General features: G+C 50.8%; 15 protein-coding genes, 2 tRNA genes and 2 pseudogenes. 10 read left to right on the plus strand and 9 right to left on the minus strand.

Annotation, left to right across the window (positions count from 1 at the left end; translation table 11 throughout):
• Positions 1-84: 84 nt before the first annotated feature.
• Positions 85-252 carry a YqaE/Pmp3 family membrane protein gene (locus NC856_RS03080; RefSeq protein ID WP_113867427.1) on the minus strand — a complete coding sequence of 56 codons (168 nt, stop codon included), beginning with the start codon at positions 250-252 and terminating at the stop codon, positions 85-87.
• 165 nt (positions 253-417) lie between these two features.
• Positions 418-507, minus strand: a tRNA-Ser gene (locus tag NC856_RS03085).
• A 94-nt stretch (positions 508-601) separates the two neighbouring features.
• On the opposite strand from NC856_RS03085, the gene mtfA reads away from it, so the two are divergent.
• The 7 genes and pseudogenes from mtfA (at position 602) to NC856_RS17870 (ending at position 7,675) form a co-directional block, all read left to right on the plus strand.
• The gene (gene mtfA / locus NC856_RS03090) at positions 602-1,399 is read left to right on the plus strand and encodes a DgsA anti-repressor MtfA (protein WP_264088983.1); all 798 of its coding nucleotides are present in this window, start codon (positions 602-604) and stop codon (positions 1,397-1,399) included.
• Between the two features lie 109 nt (positions 1,400-1,508).
• Positions 1,509-1,584 (plus strand) — tRNA-Asn (locus NC856_RS03095).
• Positions 1,585-1,746: 162 nt separating this feature from the next.
• A pseudogene (locus NC856_RS03100) lies at positions 1,747-2,315 on the plus strand (integrase arm-type DNA-binding domain-containing protein); the annotation flags it as partial.
• 12 nt (positions 2,316-2,327) lie between these two features.
• Positions 2,328-2,669, plus strand: a pseudogene (locus NC856_RS03105) (integrase core domain-containing protein); the annotation flags it as partial.
• A gap of 277 nt (positions 2,670-2,946) precedes the next feature.
• Positions 2,947-3,924, plus strand: coding sequence for an acrylyl-CoA reductase (NADPH) (gene acuI / locus NC856_RS03110; RefSeq protein WP_264088984.1), 978 nt, complete (start codon positions 2,947-2,949; stop codon positions 3,922-3,924).
• 331 nt (positions 3,925-4,255) lie between these two features.
• Positions 4,256-6,451 carry a catalase/peroxidase HPI gene (gene katG / locus NC856_RS03115; RefSeq protein WP_264088985.1) on the plus strand — a complete coding sequence of 732 codons (2,196 nt, stop codon included), beginning with the start codon at positions 4,256-4,258 and terminating at the stop codon, positions 6,449-6,451.
• 489 nt (positions 6,452-6,940) lie between these two features.
• Entirely contained in the window at positions 6,941-7,675 is a 735-nt protein-coding gene (locus NC856_RS17870; RefSeq protein WP_318841721.1) for a LuxR family transcriptional regulator, read from the plus strand.
• A gap of 88 nt (positions 7,676-7,763) precedes the next feature.
• Here NC856_RS17870 and NC856_RS03125 read toward each other — a convergent pair whose 3' ends face one another.
• From NC856_RS03125 to NC856_RS03150, 6 genes are all read right to left on the minus strand, one after another.
• Positions 7,764-8,069: a hypothetical protein gene (locus NC856_RS03125; protein ID WP_264088986.1), complete on the minus strand. Its 306-nt coding sequence runs from the start codon at positions 8,067-8,069 to the stop codon at positions 7,764-7,766.
• 15 nt (positions 8,070-8,084) lie between these two features.
• Positions 8,085-9,350, minus strand: coding sequence for a PTS sugar transporter subunit IIC (locus NC856_RS03130; RefSeq protein WP_264088987.1), 1,266 nt, complete (start codon positions 9,348-9,350; stop codon positions 8,085-8,087).
• A 48-nt stretch (positions 9,351-9,398) separates the two neighbouring features.
• Positions 9,399-9,698 (minus strand): PTS sugar transporter subunit IIB, encoded by a 300-nt coding sequence (locus tag NC856_RS03135; RefSeq protein WP_264088988.1) that lies wholly within the window; start codon positions 9,696-9,698, stop codon positions 9,399-9,401.
• Positions 9,699-9,836: 138 nt separating this feature from the next.
• Entirely contained in the window at positions 9,837-10,280 is a 444-nt protein-coding gene (locus NC856_RS03140; protein ID WP_264088989.1) for a PTS sugar transporter subunit IIA, read from the minus strand.
• Positions 10,281-10,562: 282 nt separating this feature from the next.
• Positions 10,563-11,132, minus strand: a complete 570-nt coding sequence (locus NC856_RS03145) for an AAA family ATPase (protein WP_264088990.1) — start codon at positions 11,130-11,132, stop codon at positions 10,563-10,565.
• Positions 11,125-12,069: a tagatose-bisphosphate aldolase gene (locus NC856_RS03150; RefSeq protein WP_264088991.1), complete on the minus strand. Its 945-nt coding sequence runs from the start codon at positions 12,067-12,069 to the stop codon at positions 11,125-11,127. The genes NC856_RS03145 and NC856_RS03150 overlap by 8 nt, the downstream gene beginning before the upstream one ends.
• Before the next feature lie 236 nt (positions 12,070-12,305).
• Between NC856_RS03150 and NC856_RS03155 the strand changes: the two genes are divergently transcribed.
• The 3 genes from NC856_RS03155 (at position 12,306) to NC856_RS03165 (ending at position 16,114) form a co-directional block, all read left to right on the plus strand.
• Positions 12,306-13,208, plus strand: a complete 903-nt coding sequence (locus NC856_RS03155; protein ID WP_264089353.1) for a sugar-binding transcriptional regulator — start codon at positions 12,306-12,308, stop codon at positions 13,206-13,208.
• Positions 13,209-13,246: 38 nt separating this feature from the next.
• The gene (locus NC856_RS03160) at positions 13,247-14,494 is read left to right on the plus strand and encodes an MDR family MFS transporter (protein WP_264088992.1); all 1,248 of its coding nucleotides are present in this window, start codon (positions 13,247-13,249) and stop codon (positions 14,492-14,494) included.
• 156 nt (positions 14,495-14,650) lie between these two features.
• Complete coding sequence (locus tag NC856_RS03165) at positions 14,651-16,114, plus strand: AMP nucleosidase (RefSeq protein WP_264088993.1); 1,464 nt, start codon at positions 14,651-14,653, stop codon at positions 16,112-16,114.
• A 64-nt stretch (positions 16,115-16,178) separates the two neighbouring features.
• On the opposite strand, the gene proP is transcribed toward NC856_RS03165, so the two are convergent.
• Positions 16,179-17,681 carry a glycine betaine/L-proline transporter ProP gene (proP, locus tag NC856_RS03170; protein ID WP_264088994.1) on the minus strand — a complete coding sequence of 501 codons (1,503 nt, stop codon included), beginning with the start codon at positions 17,679-17,681 and terminating at the stop codon, positions 16,179-16,181.
• Positions 17,682-17,782 lie beyond the last annotated feature (101 nt).

Below are 17,782 nucleotides of genomic sequence, written 5' to 3' on the forward strand. Positions count from 1 at the left end.
TCGCAAAATGGGTATATCAATGGGAAAAAAATAAAGCGGATATCGCACGCCATCGGCGATACCCGCTCTACCAATAGGTTGTTGTTAAATGCTATCGGTTTTGGTCTGAACCCAAAACGCGTGGATCAGGCCGGGGAAATATCCCAGCAAAGTGAGAAGAATATTCAGGATAAATGCGCCGCCAATCCCTTTCCCCAGTAATACGCCCAGGGGCGGCAAAAGAATGGTAAACACAATTCGCCAAAAACCCATGTCAATCTCCATAACGTAGTAATGACTTATGACCATAGTACAGGGAACGCGATTTGTCAGCATCATATGGGGATATCATGAAAACAGCAGGAAAAACGGTTTTACCAATGATGCTCTCGCCGAGAGTTTTATCACAGAATAGGATAACGATAATTGCTTGAATAGTGGCGGAGAGAGAGGGATTTGAACCCTCGGAGGGATTGCTCCCTCAACGGTTTTCGAGACCGTCCCGTTCAGCCGCTCCGGCACCTCTCCGTTTAAGCGGTTGCTATGATGCCCGCTTTTGCGGCATTTTAACAGCATTAGCTCTCGCCTTTAAATTCAAGTGATGACTTAGCGAGCAATAGCGATGATTAAATGGCCGTGGAAGACAAATGAATGTCCAACGGAAACGTTGGAGCAGTGGCAACCCGCGATGTCGATCCCCCTGTTAGCGCCTTTGAATGACGTGGAACGGCAAAAATTGATAACGATTGCTGAAAAATTTCTGAAACTAAAACGCCTGATCCCGTTACAGGAACTGGTGCTAACCGACATTATGCAGCAACGTATCTCGCTTTTGTTTTCTCTGCCAGTGTTGGAAATGGGCATCGAATGTCTGGATGGCTTTCATGAGGTGCTGATTTATCCCGGCCCCTTCATTGTTGATGATGAATGGCAGGATGATATCGGGCTAGTGCATACCGGTAAAATCGTACAATCGGGGCAAAGTTGGGATCAAGGCCCGGTGATCCTCAACTGGCAGGAAGTTCAGGATTCGTTTGATCTATCCGGTTTCAATCTCATCATTCACGAAGTCGCCCACAAACTCGATGTACGCAGCGGCGGCGCCGCTACCGGCGTACCGGCCATCGCCTTGCGCGATATCGCCGCATGGGAACAGCATTTGCACGCCGCGATGGATGCATTGCAGGAGGAAATTGATTTGGTAGGCGAAGACGCCGCCAGCATGGATCCTTACGCCGCACAAGATCCTGTCGAATGTTTCGCGGTACTTTCCGAATATTTCTTCAGCGCGCCGGAACTGTTATCAGAACGATTTCCGGCGCTGTACCGCTGTTTCCAAGAATTTTACCGTCAAGACCCATTGAGCCGTCTCATCGCCTGGAAAAACAGCACCAACGACAACGCCCCGGTGATTTATTGATCGCGATAAAAGAAAGAATTGTATATAGCCTAAACAGTCAGACGATAACACCGATTTTACCGTTGACAGCATAACAGGCGCCGGATATGATGCGCCCCGTTCACACGATTCCTCTGTAGTTCAGTCGGTAGAACGGCGGACTGTTAATCCGTATGTCACTGGTTCGAGTCCAGTCAGAGGAGCCAGATTTTAGTTTCATGACTTCCCTATGAGTCCTGAAGCATTTAAAAAACAAAAAGTTATGCTTATCCGGTTGTCCTGCGAGGGATTGCCGGTTTTTTACGTTCGTAGTTTTTGGTGGCTTAATCGGGGGCCTCACGGTTCGTTGAGAAAATGAAGCCCCGGCTATCGCATTAACCGACATCGCTATCCGCAAGATAAAACCCATCGGCTCAAAGCTCTGGTCTATGAAGTACCGTACCCATGGCAAAGAGAAAAAGCTGGCCTTTGGTCCCTCGGGTGTTTCCCTGTTTAAGGCGCGTCAGCTACGCGATGCCGCTCGCGCTAAAGTACGTGAAGGGGCCGATCCTGCCGCTGATAAGAAGCTCGCGCAACAGAAAAAGAAAAACGGGCAGACATTTCGCCAGATCGCCATGAACAGGCACACCGATCACCGGCGCTGGATCTGGATGGTGAATTTACGCCGCCGGAAACCAATCATTACCCTGCCCTGCCGCTTGAAAGGCTGCCTGAATTGTTATCCCGGACGGACAGTTACTCCGACAGATTACTGACCAATTATGCCCTTAAGCTGTCGCTGCTGTTTTTTGTGCGTTCCAGCGAACTGTGCTTTGCCCGCTGGCGTGAAATCGACTGGCAGCAGAAATTATGGATAATCCCGGAAATGCGGGAACCGATCAAAAACGTGCGTTTTTTTCGCCGTGGCGCAAAAATGAAAACGCAGCACATCGTTCCCTCTGTATCTTCGAATGTGAAAGGCTTCGGCTGGAACCATAAAAGGGTTTACCGGATTTACTGCGAACTTTCGCTGAATATGCGTATTAAGCCAAAGAAAAGGCTGAAACGGGAAGAGCCGGAGCCACTGAAAGTACCGACGAAACGCAATAAAAGCTGGTCGATAGATTTTATGCATGACCAGTTATCCGATGGTCGCTCAGTCCGCTATGATTGGCCGGGACAAAATTTATTTTCCTCACTGGAGGAATTACAACAGTACGCAAAAGAGTGGCAGTGGTTTTATAATCACGAAAGGCCGAATATGACATTGGGCGGATATACACCAAAGCAGTATGTGTTACGTGCAGCGTGATCCTACTTGTAACCTCCGTTAAAAATGGGGGGATTACCGTAGGCTTTCATATATCATTGGATTTTTCTGATAAATCCAACGCGATGCGAGATAATCCACAAGAGCGCATCGCTTACTGTGGGAAAAGGCGCTGCAATGCTGGCAAAATTTTTCCTTTCAATTCACTTAATTGCCCGTTTTTGGCCTTTTTCTGCAAAGAATGAATAAAAACAATACTCGCGAAGCTCTCGTTGGGTCAGGCAGCACACTCCAATACTTTTGACGAGGAAAGTCACTTATGAAAGCACTTGTTCTGGAACAAAAAGACCATCAAACATTGGCGGAAATAAAAGAGGTTACCCTGCCTGCGCCGAGCGAAGATGAGGTGCTGGTGGATATCGACTGGTCCGGCCTCAATTATAAAGACGCGCTGGCTATTACAGGAACTGGGAAAATAGTCCGTCAGTTTCCAATGGTGCCCGGCATCGATTTTTCAGGGCGTGTCAGCCAAAGCCATGATCCGCGCTTCTCGCCAGGCCAGTCCGTGATCCTGACGGGATGGGGCGTTGGCGAAACCCATTGGGGCGGCCTGGCTGAGCAGGCATGCGTGAAAGGCGACTGGCTGGTGCCGATGCCAGAAAACCTCAGCGCACGCAACGCGATGATCATCGGCACGGCAGGTTTTACCGCCATGTTATGCGTGATGGCGCTGGAAGAAGCGGGCATAAAGCCGCAAGGCGGCAGTGTCGTGGTCACCGGCGCCAGCGGCGGCGTCGGCAGCACGGCGGTCGCATTACTGAAAGCTCTAGGATATACGGTTGCCGCAGTAACCGGTCGTGAAACCACCCATGATTATCTGAAACAACTTGGCGCCGACGAAATCCTGTCGCGCGAAGAGTTTGCCGAAACCCGTCCGCTTGAGAAACAACGATGGGCCGGTGCCCTGGATACCCTGGGCGGCAACGTGCTGGCCAAAATACTCGCGCAGATGAATTATGGCGGTTGCGTCGCGGCTTGTGGTTTAGCCGGTGGCTATGATCTCCCCACCACCGTGATGCCTTTTATTTTGCGCAACGTGCGTCTACAGGGCATTGATTCGGTATTACTTCCGACATCCCGACGCGCTGACGTATGGCGCCGTTTAGCGCAAATTCTGCCAGAAAGCTTTTATCAGCAAGCGGCAAGAGAAATCAAACTGGAAGATGCGGCAATAACCGCCACTGATTTTTTGAATAATAAAATACGTGGTCGAACGTTGGTGAAAATCAGTCATTAACACCTGCGCCCGGTACGCACCTTTGTACCGGTCAATAGAAACGTTTTCTCACTTAAAACTATCGATAGCCATAATATGAAAGCCATTGACTATCACAATATTCATTTAATTCTATTTTATCTATACCCCTATACTGGATAAGATGACTAGCAATTTCACCGGATGAGGTTTATGTCCAGACGATGACAGCGTGAACATTATCCGATGAAATTCAGTGTATTATGATAATAATGATCGCATTCCCCATACGAGCAATCTCATGTCGCCAGGTCAACGCCCAGGCATCAGACAAGCCGGGTGGATGGCACACACGAGCAAAGGAACAGAACGCATGACAACTGAAAGCAAATGCCCATTTTCGGGCGGTGGCAGTAAAATGACGACCAACAGCGGCACCTCAAACCAAGACTGGTGGCCGAATCAACTGAATCTGAAAGTCCTGCATCAACATTCTTCTCTGTCCGACCCAATGGATAAAGACTTCGACTACGCCGAAGCCTTCAAAAGTCTCGATTTAGCCGCCGTTAAACAAGATCTCCATGCCCTGATGACCGATTCACAAGACTGGTGGCCTGCGGACTTCGGCCACTACGGTCCTCTATTCATCCGTATGGCCTGGCACAGCGCGGGAACCTACCGTATGGGCGATGGACGCGGCGGCGCTGGCGCTGGTCAACAGCGTTTCGCTCCGCTCAATAGCTGGCCCGACAACGTCAACCTGGACAAAGCGCGCCGCTTGCTGTGGCCGATCAAACAGAAATATGGCCGCAAAATTTCATGGGCCGATCTGATGATCCTTACCGGCAATGTCGCACTGGAATCAATGGGATTCAAAACCTTCGGTTTTGCCGGTGGCCGCCCGGACGTATGGGAACCGGAAGAAGATGTCTACTGGGGTTCTGAAACCACCTGGTTAGGCGGTGACAAACGTTACTCCGGCGAACGGGATCTGGAAAACCCGCTGGCCGCGGTGCAAATGGGGTTGATCTACGTAAACCCGGAAGGACCGAACGGTAACCCGGACCCGCTGGCGGCCGCCAAAGATATTCGTGAAACATTCAGCCGCATGGCGATGAACGATGAAGAAACCGTCGCGCTGATTGCCGGTGGTCATACCTTTGGTAAAACCCACGGCGCGGGCGATGCGGCGCTGGTCGGTGCGGAACCGGAGGCCGCCGGGATTGAAGAACAAGGGCTGGGCTGGAAAAGCAGTTTCGGCAGCGGTAAAGGCGGCGATACCATTTCCAGCGGTCTGGAAGTCACCTGGTCGCAAACGCCAACCCGCTGGAGTAACTACTTTTTCGAGAACCTGTTCAGTTTCGAGTGGGAACTGACCAGAAGTCCCGCCGGCGCCCATCAATGGCAGCCGAAAGACGGCGCAGGCGTGGGAGAAGTGCCGGATGCGCACGATCCGTCCAAGCGTCATGCGCCAACCATGCTGACCACGGACCTCGCTTTACGCGTGGATCCCATCTACGAAAAAATTTCGCGCCGCTTCTATGAGAATCCGAATGAATTTGCCGACGCCTTCGCCCGCGCATGGTTTAAGCTGACGCACCGTGACATGGGGCCGCGCGCCCGTTATCTCGGCCCGGAAGTCCCAGCTGAAGCATTGATTTGGCAAGACCCGATCCCCGCCGTTGATCATGAATTGATTAATGAACAGGATATCGACGATCTTAAAGGAAGAATTCTGGCCGCTGGTTTGTCTGTCTCGCAACTGGTATCCACAGCCTGGGCATCGGCCTCGACCTTCCGTGGCTCCGACAAGCGCGGCGGCGCCAACGGCGCGCGTATCCGTCTGGCCCCACAGAAAGACTGGGAAGCGAACCAACCTGAGCAACTGGGGCAGGTGCTGACTACGCTGGAAGGCATTCAGGACGCGTTTAACCGCGCTCAGTTAGGCAATAAAAAAGTGTCGTTGGCTGACCTGATCGTACTGGCAGGTTGCGCAGGTGTTGAACAGGCGGCGAAAAATGCCGGTCATCCGGTCACGGTACCGTTCGCGCCCGGTCGGATGGACGCCTCACTGGAACAGACCGATGTGGCGTCATTCGATGTGCTGGAACCGATTGCCGATGGTTTCCGCAACTATCTCAAAGGACGTTACAGCGTCGCCGCCGAAGCGTTGTTGGTAGACAAGGCGCAATTACTTACCTTGAGCGCGCCCGAAATGACGGTACTGTTAGGCGGCATGCGCGTGCTTGATACTAATGTCGGCCACACGCAGCACGGGGTGTTTACCCAACGTCCTCAGACGCTGACCAATGATTTCTTCGTGAATCTGCTTGACATGGGAACAACGTGGAAAGCGGTGGACAACAATGGCGTATTTGAAGGACGCGATCGCGTGACCGGCGAACTCAAGTGGACGGCTACGCGTGTCGATCTGATCTTTGGTTCGCATTCTCAATTGCGCGCGCTGGCCGAAGTCTACGGCAGTGCGGATGCGCAGGCGAGTTTTGTGCAGGATTTTGTCGCCGTCTGGACCAAAGTCATGAACCTCGACCGTTTCGACCTCGCATGATCGAACCGCGTCATTGCTGACGCACAGGTACTGAAATGCCCCGTCCCGGTTATTCGGGCCGGGGCATTTTTTGCGCTTAGCCAATATCATTTCATGCCGTCAGACACCATTACGCCAGACCAGCATCAATCAATAGAGAACGAATGCGGAAAAGGACTGTTGACAATATGATGAACGGATAACTAATATTTTCTAAATAGATTAATATTTTATAAATAGAGAGTAGAGTGACATAATCATCCCCACGAGGGGGATGTTATGATTGAGAAGAGATTTCCCTGGATTGGCGCTTAACTTTACGTCAGAGCCATTTAAACGAAATGTCAGATGTTATATTTTTATGTACTAGCTTTGCATACTACGCTATTTTAGGAGCGGATTATAAAGGATAGCATGAGATAACAGTAGTTAGACTTTGGTATAGGTTTTCTATCCTGCTTTCATCCTCCTCTCCCTTGCTCACATTCATGAAAAATTTTGAGGCTGTTAATGTCCTTTTTTGTTACTGAAAACGAAATTATCAATACTACAATCAAAAACTACCTCAATCGAAAGTTAAAGCGCTTTGGCGTTCTGAAATATGCTTACATGGTGATGAGCAAAAAGAATCCCTCACAGGTCGTTATTATTTCCAACTACCCGCAGGAATGGGTAGAAACTTACAAAGAAAACAATTATCAGCATATCGATCCAGTCATTTTGACTGCGATAAACAAAGTCTCCCCTTTTTCCTGGGATGATAATCTGGTCATCAACTCTAAACTGCGATTCTCAAAGATTTTTAATCTTTCCAGGGAGTACAATATTGTTAACGGCTACACGTTTGTACTTCATGACCATCTGCAAAATCTGGTCGCGCTGTCAATTATGATCGAAGAGGAAGAAAGTAGCGCCATTGAGAATATACTCGAAAATAATAAAGATAAAATACAGATGTTGTTCATCTCCGTTCATGAAAAATTCATCTCTCTTTATAACGAAGCGAGCAAAAATAATAATAAAAAACTGGGTGATAAAGAAATATTTTCCCATCGGGAAAATGAAATCCTGTATTGGGCCAGCATGGGGAAAACCTATCCTGAAATTGCAATGATTTTAGATATAAAAATAAGTACGGTAAAATTTCACATCGGCAATGTGGTAAAAAAACTGGGCGTTTTAAATGCCAAACACGCTATACGGCTTGGCGTCGAACTACAGTTGATTAAGCCCGTTCCTTTATGAGCGGAAACGTTGAAGGCCAGCCACAGAGTCAATTCTGTGGCTGGACAGGCACCTTGTTCAATCAAACATTCTGACATTTCAAAACCCATCAGAAACCATAGCGAATCGCATCCTTGCTTTGCTGCATCAAGCCGTCAATTTTTTGCGCATAGCGCTCGGCGCCATCGCTATCGCCAGCCAGAACACATTCACGGCGGCGGAGATTATAGGCTTTCATTAACTGGGTCTGAGCAACGCCAGGCTTGCCATAGCATTCCACGCTTTTTTCCCAACAGAGAATGGCATTCTCCACATCATGTTGTTCAAAAAAAACTTTACCCTGTTCATTCAAGGCATTAGAACAGGCCTGAGCAGGCAGGCCCTGTTGCAGAATGTCGTCTATTGCCGTGCTCATATAGTTCCCCTGGTATTAATTGAAGAAATTGAGAAGGTAGCCAAACACCAAACCAACGCCAATCACATCCGAATCACTGAAGGTGACGTTCTCTAAACCGAACTGTCCCAGCAGCGGCAACAATAGCGCTGGCAGCAACGTAATAAACAAACCGTGGAAAACCCCGCCGATGATAGCTCCGCGCCGCCCGCCTACCGCATTGGCGAAGATGCCTGCTGTACCGCCGGCAAAGAAGTTCGTCAGCATACCCGGCAATATCATTGCCAGCCCGACCGTCGGGAACAGGAACATGCCAATAATCGCACCCACGGTGGTGGCGATAAATCCGATAATCACGGCATTCGGCGCATAGGGAAACAGCACCGGGCAGTCAAGCGCCGGTACCGCATTCGGCACAATGCGCAGGGCAATGCCGCGGAACGCCGGAACAATCTCCGCCAGCAGTAACCGAACCCCGGCCAGCAATACATACACGCCAACCACAAACTGGATCGACTGGATAAAGGCATACACCAGATAGTTGACGCCATTCGAGTAGGCAGCCACCACATCCGGCCCGGCAGCCACCGCTGGAATGAGGTAGATGGGGATCATGACCACCATCATCGACAGATAGGTATCTTGCAGAAAGGAGAACGCCTGCGGTAATTCCAGATCTTCCGTGCTTTTACTGGCATCGCCGGTAACCCTGGCAACGCCAGCCTGCACGATATATCCGATCGTGCAAAAGTGTCCAAGCGCAATATCATCGCTACCGGTAATCTTACGAACGATGGGTTGCGCCATCGCGGGCATCAGCACCGCCATCAGACCGGCGATCACGCCGCCAAGGAGAATTAATTCCATCCCGCGCAAACCGCCCATATAACCGATCACTGAACACACCGTCGCCATCCACAACGAGGCCTGACCAGTTAAAAAGATATATTTAAAAGGCGTAAAACGGGCAATAACGATATTTATCACAAAGGCGATCACCATAATTAATGCGGTTTCTCTGCCCAGCGTTTTTTGCGCAATACCGGCAATTGCCCCCACATCGGTAACGATGCCGCGCATGTTAAACCCTTGCTGAAAAATTTCACCCAGGAATGTCAGCGTCGCTACAATAATATTGGCCCCGGCGAGCAAAACTAAAAAGCCCAATAACGTTTTCAACGTACCAGTAATCACCTTGCCCGGACTTTTTTTCAGTGCAATCAAGCCAATCATAGCGATTAATGAGACTAATATAGAGGCCTGACCAAGTACGTCATAGACAATAAAGTTAAGGAAAGACATAACAATCCCCCTGTTCTATTTCACAGTAATCGGACAAATCTAAAAGAATTAAATAAGATAACCTTTTTCTTTCAATACCGGCTCAAGCTTTATTTTTATTTCGTTTTTATCTACCAACCGTCGCAGATAAATAATGGTGGCATCAATTGTATAATGTTGAAATTGTGATCGAAAATTTTCGCCGGTAAAAATAATATCAGCGCGTGAAGAGGTCGCGCTGGATATATCACAATGCGACAATTCCGCTTCAACACCCAGATCTTTCAGGGCTGACTCAATACTCATCTCACAGGCAAAGCTACTGCCTAGCCCGGCCCCGCATACCGCAAGAATCGATAATTTTTTCATCAGTATTTCCTTAGTTGATCATATTCAGGTTTCGTGCCGCGACCACCTGCTGCGGATCTTCCCGTTTATTAGTAGCAACCTGTTGTCAGATAATGGCCGTCGGCAATCATGATTATTGTTTTCATTGCGTCTCACTCTTCAAAATCGGCGAATAATTTCAATAACTTTCTGTTTATCTGCGGCTTTTTTTAACTGATTAACCATATCATCCTCACAAAATAGTTTTGCAAGACTGGCGATCATTTCAATGTGTGAATGGCTGTCAATGGCGGCCAGCGCAAACACGATATAGACCGGATCATTGTCAGGACTGCCGAAATTTACGCCTTCTGCAATAATCATCAATGAAAGCGCGGTTTTAATTACCCCATCTTCAGGTCGTGAGTGAGGCATGGCGATGCCTTCACCCAATACATAATAAGGACCGATTTCCTCATGCATCGCATAAATAGCATCGAGATAACGTGATTCAACCGCCCCACTCTCAATCATTGGCTGAACGGCTAATGCAACCGCCTGCCGCCAGTCATTAACGCGGGTAAATAGCTGAAGATTATTTTCATTAATCCAGTCAATTAACATAATCATCCTATGCGGAATAAATGGGTTAATTTAATATACTCGGCATACTGCAAGTTACCGGTTCGTCGTTTGCGCTCAGTCACCCGAATTATTTAGAGTCTATATTTTCTGGATAGCCTTAAAAACGTGACCAGGTTTAATTACTTGGTTTCAATCCATTTTTATAAAAATATTACTAAGAGTTAATCTAATAAAAAGAGCAAAGCTGATTATTAAAATTAATCGGTTTATGTGATCCATGATAACTATTTCAGATAATTCCCTTTTTTGAATACATTTTAATTATGTCGATTTTTCAGATAATACCCCCTGCGCCCAGTTGGTTATTTCCCCCATTTCAATCGGACTCGACTGGTCAACAATCAGCAGCGGTCCCAATTCCATCGGTTGCGCCACCTTTGCCAGTGCGATCAGTTCAGGAAGATATTCGGCGCCGGGATGCCCGGCCAGGCGATATGCCAGACGCGCCTCATAACGCGCTGCCGCCAGTTCTCCAGATATCTGACACCACACTTCGGCAAGCCGTGTCACCCCAGAGTCCGCCAGATAAGCCGTAAGACGTTCTCTCGGCTGAAAACCAAACCAGGCGTCAATGATAAAGGTATTTCCCGGCGGCGCACTGGCCACCACAGACCAGATGGCCTGATAACTTGCGATTCCGAGCAGACGGTTAAATTGGCGGTCCACGCCGTCCAGATGCTGCAAAAAAGGATTTTTAATATCATCCAGTGATAGAACAGGCCAGCCCGTGGCGACTGCCAGCGCAGCGGCGACGCGGCTTTTCCCTGACGCCGGAATGCCGTTAACCAGCACGACGCGTTTCCCAGTCAGTGCGATAGCATGTTCAGGCATGATCCATCTGCGCCTTTATGTTGTGCTCACCCGGTTGAGCACCTTGAAAATATTGACCGATCACCGCCTGAATTTCCTTGAGCCGCGGTACCGCCAGCGTTTGCAGCTTTTCACGAGTGACGGCGCGATCGAGCGAAATACAATCTTTCCACAACGCGCGGCCCGCGATAACGCCCGATGCCCCGTTTTGCATTGCATCCGCCACCTGCTGTAAAAACGTACCATGATCGACCCCGGCAGAGAGTACCGCCCACGGCACATCACCGACAAGTTTGGTGATCGCCGCACATGCCTGAGCCGATCCCGGATAAGGAATTTTTAGCACTTTCGCCCCACACGCCAGCGCGATTTTCGTCCCTTCGTAGATCAGCGCCGGAATTTTATTTTTGTATTCCTCCTCCGTTTCACCTTCAAGCTGATAAGTCAGGAACTCGACCACCAGCAGCAGATCCTCACGGGCAAAGTCCGCAATGCACTGACGCAACATCGCAATATTGTGTACATTGGCTTGCTCATGGTCGGCACGTAAATACACCATGATTTTACCGCCATTGCCGCCAAGTTCGCGCACGCGCCGCGCATTGATTCCGTCCACCAGCCGCGAATGACGATAACCCGCCGCGGTGGTATCCCAGCCAGAAGCGTCCAGCCCAATCAATAACGCGGTATCACGCGCAATGACGCCGTCATCCACCAGTTCCGGCACCGCACAGACCGGATCAACCAATACGCAGGAACCCTGGCTGGCGAGATAGCGGGTAATATCCGCTTTGATTTCTCCCAGTTGGCGTTCGGTGATATTAGCTTGTTGATCGGGGTTGGAAGAGAGCAAACTACGCATTGCGCCGCGTTGATCGCAGGCAATAACCAACATGGCGCCGTTGCTGCCACAAATTTGCTGATAACCACGACGTTCGGATGTGGACATATGTGACATTGCATTCTCCTTGGTATGAATTTTCGTCGAGTGGGAAAGCGTCGTAATACCCGGTGTAATCACCCTCAACATCCTGTCCTGTCTGGGTTTTCCACCAAGCGTACCGATTGCAATTTGATGGTTGTTGCGCAATAATTCTCCAATTGACGAATTGAGTGTAATACATTGCAGAAAGGAATTTCAAGCTGAAAGAAAATCTTTTACCCGATATTGCGACGACGCGCGCAATGATGCATATGGTGGCAAAGTTGCATTACCAGTCAGATATGTCTCAGGTTGATATCGCTAAAAAAATGGGTGTCTCCACCGCCACCATTTCGCGCCTGCTGAATAAGGCGCGTGCGGCAGGGATTGTACGTATCGAAGTCATTGAATTAACCTCCCCGGAGGAGATCACCGCCGATCTGATCCAGCATCTGGGGTTGAAAACCGCCGCCGTCGTGGAGTCCCCGCCGACCAACGTTTTGAGCGCACTGGCGACCCCACTTGCTGGTTTATTACAGCAGGCCAATCTGTCTGCGGGCGCGATTATCGGTATTGGCTGGGGCCGCGCGGTCAGAGAGGTGACGCTGGCTGGCATGCCGCGTTTGCCCGGCGTGCTCACCGTGGCGCTGAATGGGGGAATGCAACAGGCCGCCGCGCATTTTCAGATTAATGAATTTGTTCGCCAGGCCGCGGAGCAGATGGGAGGAACGCCCTATTTTCTACACGCGCCCTACATCTCATCCACCGAGTTGCGCGAGGCATTTCTGTGCGATCCCAGCGTTCAACAGATCGCTTCCCTGTGGGATAAGCTGGATGTCGCCATCGTGGGGGTTGGCCTGACGCACGCGCCCAGCCCATCGGAAACCACCACCGCCACACCTGATGAGCGGGCATTGAGTCAGGCTGCGGGTGATGTCATACGTCATTATTTCACTGAATCAGGTGAAATCTTGCACTGGGCAGGCGAAGACTGCATGATCGCGGCGACGCCCGCACAACTTCGCCGGACGCCGCTAAGCATTGGCGTTGCCGCCGCCCCGGAAAAAGCAGCCGGGATTATTGGCGCGGCCAAATCAGGCATGATCAATGCGCTGGTGACCGATATTAAAACGGCACAGGCTATTCTCGACCATTTATTAGTTCATAGCGGTTAAAAGCATAACCAAACCACATAGGTAACGGATAACTTTTTATGTCAGAGCAGACCCTCAGCCATTCGGCCCCCCTCTATCCGCCGTTATTGCTGGGCAGCCAGTTGGTTTTCAATATCGGCTTTTACGCCGTGGTTCCTTTTCTGGCTATCTTTCTGCGTGACGATATGTTGCTGTCTGGTTGGGCGATCGGTCTGGTCATCGGTCTGCGCACCTTTTCGCAGCAAGGCATGTTTTTGGTCGGCGGCGCGCTGGCGGATCGCTTTGGCGCGCGCAGCCTGATTTTATGCGGCTGTGTGGTGCGCATCATCGGCTACCTGCTGCTGGCGCTGGGCAGTTCCCTGTGGCCGATTATTCTCGGCGCCTGTCTGACCGGCGTCGGCGGCGCGCTGTTTTCGCCCGCCATTGAAGCGCTGATGGCGCAAGCCGGCACGCAGAGTGAGAAAGAAGGCAAACGCAGCCGCTCGGAATGGTTCGCCCTGTTCGCCATTTGCGGCGAGTTGGGTGCGGTGCTTGGGCCGTTGCTGGGTTCACTGCTGGCCGGATACGGTTTTCAGCAGGTCGCGCTGGCAGGGGCCGGCGTATTTCTGCTGGCGCTGTTCATCTTGTTCTTCAATCTGCCCGCCACCTCCCGTCAATCCGCTTGCGCGCTACAGATTGCTCCCTGGTGGCAGACATTTCGGCAGCGGCGCTTTGTGGCGTTTATCATTGCCTACAGCGCCTATTTATTCAGCTACAACCAACTCTATCTGGCCCTGCCTGTCGAACTGCGCCGTGCCGGAGGCAATGAACAAGATCTCGGCCCGCTGTTTGTACTGGCGTCCATTCTGGTGATTTGTCTGCAATTGCCGCTGGCGCGTTTTGCCCGCCGTCACGGTGCCGCACGCATGTTACCGTTAGGATTTACGCTGCTGGCGTCCGCTTTCGGCAGCGTGGCCCTGTTCGCGCAGGTTGCCCCGCCGGATGGCTGGCAGCGCCTGTTGCCTGCCATGTCGCTGATTACATTGCTGACGCTGGGACAGATGTTGATTGTTCCCGTCGGCATGGACCTCATTCCCCGCTTCGCCAATAACCACAATCTGGGCGCGCATTACGGCGCGTTGGCGTCAATGGGCGGGCTGGCGGTGCTGGTCGGCAATTTTCTGCTCGGCGGACAGTTGGATCGCGCGCTGACGCCCTCTCCACAGGCCGCAATCCCCTGGCTGCTGCTGGCGGCGGTGCCATTGTGCAGCGCGCTGGCAATGACGCTGATTTGTCGTCCGTTCGCGTCCTCTTCCACGCGGCGCTAACGGGGAAAGTCTGATGGACGGACGCGCTTCATTTATGCTTTTCTTATACTTTTCTTTTATTGAGCATTTACCCCGATCTTCGGTTAGCCTGCTGGGTAACCAAATCAACGGGTTTACGGCAACGCCACGAGAGAATAAATGTACGCAGGAGAGAATATGCATAACAGCGGCCCCGGAGAAAGTCTCACCGTAACGCAGGCGCTTGATAAACTGGAAGCGTTGTACGACCAGGCGGTTTCTTCTCTGCGCGATGCCATTGGGGAGTTCATCCGTGACGGCAAATTGCCCGATGAGCAGGACCGTGCGGCAGGCTTGTTCGCTTACCCTGAACTGCGTGTGAAGTGGGACGGCGGCACCACCACTCACCCGCGGCATCGCGCCTATGGTCGCTTCACCCATGCTGGCTGCTACTCAACGACCATTACCCGCCCGCAGTTCTTCCGCCAGTATCTGACCGAACAGTTAACGCTGCTGGCAAGCGACTACGACACCCATATTGAAGTGCGGCCATCACAACAGGAGATCCCGTTTCCTTATGTACTGGATGGCTCCGATCTGATCCTCGACCGCTCGATGAGCGCCGGTATCGCCAACTATTTTCCGACCACCGAACTGTCGAAAATCGGTGATGAGACGGCTGATGGCCTGTTTCATGCCACCACTACCACCTCGCCGCTCTCGCACTTTGACGCCCTGAGAACCGATTTCTCGCTGGCGCGCCTGCGTCACTATACCGGCACGCCGACAGAACATGTGCAGCCCTTCATCCTTTTCACCAACTACACGCGCTATGTGGATGAGTTTGTACGCTGGGCCTGTGGTCAGATTGCCGACCCGGACAGCCCGTATGAAGCATTGTCCTGCGCTGGCGGCATCTACATCACCGCACAGACATTGAACCCTGAACAGACGGTGTCCGATCTGGCCTGGAAAAATCATCAGATGCCCGCTTACCATCTGATCTCCCGTCATGGTAAGGGCATCACGCTGGTGAATATCGGCGTCGGCCCCTCCAATGCTAAAACCATTTGCGATCACCTCGCGGTGCTGCGTCCTCATGCCTGGCTGATGATTGGGCATTGTGGCGGTCTGCGGGAAAGTCAGTCGATTGGCGATTACGTACTGGCGCACGCTTATCTGCGTGACGATCATGTTCTGGACGCCGTATTGCCGCCCGATATTCCCATTCCCAGCATCGCCGAGGTTCAACGCGCGCTGTATGACGCCACCAAAATGGTGAGTGGTATGCCAGGCGAACAGGTCAAACAGCGATTGCGCACCGGCACGGTGGTGACAACCGATGACCGTAACTGGGAGTTGCGCTATGCCGCTTCCGCCTTGCGTTTTAACCTCAGCCGGGCGGTGGCGGTAGATATGGAAAGCGCCACCATTGCCGCCCAGGGCTATCGCTTCCGGGTGCCGTATGGCACGTTGCTGTGCGTTTCCGATAAGCCGTTGCATGGTGAGATTAAATTACCCGGTCAGGCCAACCGATTCTATGAAGGGGCGATTTCAGAACATCTGCAAATTGGTATTTGCACGATTGACTTGCTGCGTGCGGAAGCGGAGCAACTGCACTCGCGCAAATTACGCACCTTCAACGAACCGCCATTCCGTTAATCAATATATTCCCCCTGATAAGGGGGAGTGATTAATGGCAAAATCGGGAAGCGGTCAGCATGGGTTAATTTATTCTGGGATGCTGATCGATAAGCGCTTTTCTTTTCTGCTCCAGTTGCGCAATCTGCTCGTTAATATTTTCTATTTTCTGTTCAATATTATCGAATTGTTCCTGCAACAGTTCTTTTGCTTCGGCACGATCAGATGCCGCTGGCGTAGCGCCTTTTAATGGCCGGTTCGCGGTTTCCCGCATCGATATACCGGTGATGATGCCAATAATGCCAATAACCATCAAATAATAAGCCGGCATATAAAGATTTTTGGTTGACTCCACCAGCCATGCCGCGATGGTTGGCGTAAACCCGGCAATCAGCACGGAGATATTAAAAGCGGTCGCCAACGCGCTATAACGAATATGGGTCGGGAACATCGCGGGTAAGGTCGAGGCCATCACGCCGGTAAACGCGTTCAGTAATACCGCCAGAATTAACAGGCCACAGAAAATAAGCCCGACCACATCACTGTTGATCAACATGAAACAGGGTACTGACAACAGTAAAAGGCCAATACTGCCGCAGATAATAAATGGTTTACGCCCATATCTGTCGCTCATCAATCCCATTACCGGCTGCACAAACAGCATACCAATCATGACCGCAATAATAATCATGACGCCGTGGTCTTCGGAATAATTCAAGCTATGCGAAAGATAGCTCGGCATATAGGTCAATAACATGTAATAAGTGACGTTGGTGGTGATCACTATCCCGACGCAAACCAGCAGGCTTCGCCACTGTGTGGTGGCAATTTCACGAAAAGAAATTTTCGGCGCTGACTGAAGACTATCTTTTGATTCTTTATCGATTTTATCCACATGTTGCTGAAAGGTCGGCGTTTCCTCCAGCGCATGGCGCAGATAAATACCAATCAATCCTAATGGCCCGGCGATAAAGAAAGGTATACGCCATCCCCAATCCAGGAAATTCGCCTCTCCAACAATCGAGGAGATCAATACCACCACCCCGGCGCCCATGACGAAACCGGCTATCGAACCGAAATCCAGCCAACTGCCTAAAAAACCGCGTTTTCTATCCGGCGAGTACTCCGCCACAAAGACGGCGGCGCCGGTATATTCTCCGCCAACAGAAAAGCCCTGCGCCAGTTTCGCCAATAACAATAATATCGGCGCCCAGATGCCAATAGAGGCATAAGACGGAATAAGACCGATACAAAACGTACTCACCGCCATAATAATAATGGTGATTGAAAGCACTTTCTGACGGCCATATTTATCACCCATCGCGCCAAAAAATATCCCGCCAAGCGGTCTGACCAGAAAGGGAACCGAAAAGGTAGCCAGCGCCGCAATCATTTGCACGCCGGGGTCGGCGCCAGGGAAAAATACCTGACCGAGTGCATAAGCCACAAAGCCATACACACCAAAATCGAACCATTCCATAGCATTGCCAAGCGCCGCCGCCGTGATCGCTTTTTTCAGCCGGGTATCATCAATGATGGTAATATCCTGTATTTTCATCGGCTCGATGCGTTTCTTTGTTAATTTCATTCATCATTTCCTTTTGTTTAAAGAATGACCACATCGGTTTCTGCCCGATAAATTTCAAACACCGGCCACGGCAATCAACAATACGCCAAAATAATCAAATG

This window comes from Brenneria izbisi, from assembly GCF_025840185.1.
GTDB classification, from domain to species: Bacteria; Pseudomonadota; Gammaproteobacteria; order Enterobacterales; family Enterobacteriaceae; genus Brenneria; species Brenneria izbisi.

What these genes read in the sequence shown, in the direction of transcription:
- NC856_RS03145 (WP_264088990.1), bottom strand. Translation starts at nt 11,132, where the DNA reads ATGCCTGAACATGCTATCGCACTGACTGGGAAACGCGTCGTGCTGGTT.
- NC856_RS03160 (WP_264088992.1), top strand. Translation starts at nt 13,247, where the DNA reads ATGTCAGAGCAGACCCTCAGCCATTCGGCCCCCCTCTATCCGCCGTTA.
- acuI (WP_264088984.1), top strand. Translation starts at nt 2,947, where the DNA reads ATGAAAGCACTTGTTCTGGAACAAAAAGACCATCAAACATTGGCGGAA.
- NC856_RS17870 (WP_318841721.1), top strand. Translation starts at nt 6,941, where the DNA reads ATGTCCTTTTTTGTTACTGAAAACGAAATTATCAATACTACAATCAAA.
- katG (WP_264088985.1), top strand. Translation starts at nt 4,256, where the DNA reads ATGACAACTGAAAGCAAATGCCCATTTTCGGGCGGTGGCAGTAAAATG.
- NC856_RS03155 (WP_264089353.1), top strand. Translation starts at nt 12,306, where the DNA reads ATGGTGGCAAAGTTGCATTACCAGTCAGATATGTCTCAGGTTGATATC.
- NC856_RS03135 (WP_264088988.1), bottom strand. Translation starts at nt 9,698, where the DNA reads ATGAAAAAATTATCGATTCTTGCGGTATGCGGGGCCGGGCTAGGCAGT.
- mtfA (WP_264088983.1), top strand. Translation starts at nt 602, where the DNA reads ATGATTAAATGGCCGTGGAAGACAAATGAATGTCCAACGGAAACGTTG.
- NC856_RS03140 (WP_264088989.1), bottom strand. Translation starts at nt 10,280, where the DNA reads ATGTTAATTGACTGGATTAATGAAAATAATCTTCAGCTATTTACCCGC.
- proP (WP_264088994.1), bottom strand. Translation starts at nt 17,681, where the DNA reads ATGAAATTAACAAAGAAACGCATCGAGCCGATGAAAATACAGGATATT.
- NC856_RS03150 (WP_264088991.1), bottom strand. Translation starts at nt 12,069, where the DNA reads ATGTCACATATGTCCACATCCGAACGTCGTGGTTATCAGCAAATTTGT.
- NC856_RS03125 (WP_264088986.1), bottom strand. Translation starts at nt 8,069, where the DNA reads ATGAGCACGGCAATAGACGACATTCTGCAACAGGGCCTGCCTGCTCAG.
- NC856_RS03080 (WP_113867427.1), bottom strand. Translation starts at nt 252, where the DNA reads ATGGGTTTTTGGCGAATTGTGTTTACCATTCTTTTGCCGCCCCTGGGC.
- NC856_RS03165 (WP_264088993.1), top strand. Translation starts at nt 14,651, where the DNA reads ATGCATAACAGCGGCCCCGGAGAAAGTCTCACCGTAACGCAGGCGCTT.
- NC856_RS03130 (WP_264088987.1), bottom strand. Translation starts at nt 9,350, where the DNA reads ATGTCTTTCCTTAACTTTATTGTCTATGACGTACTTGGTCAGGCCTCT.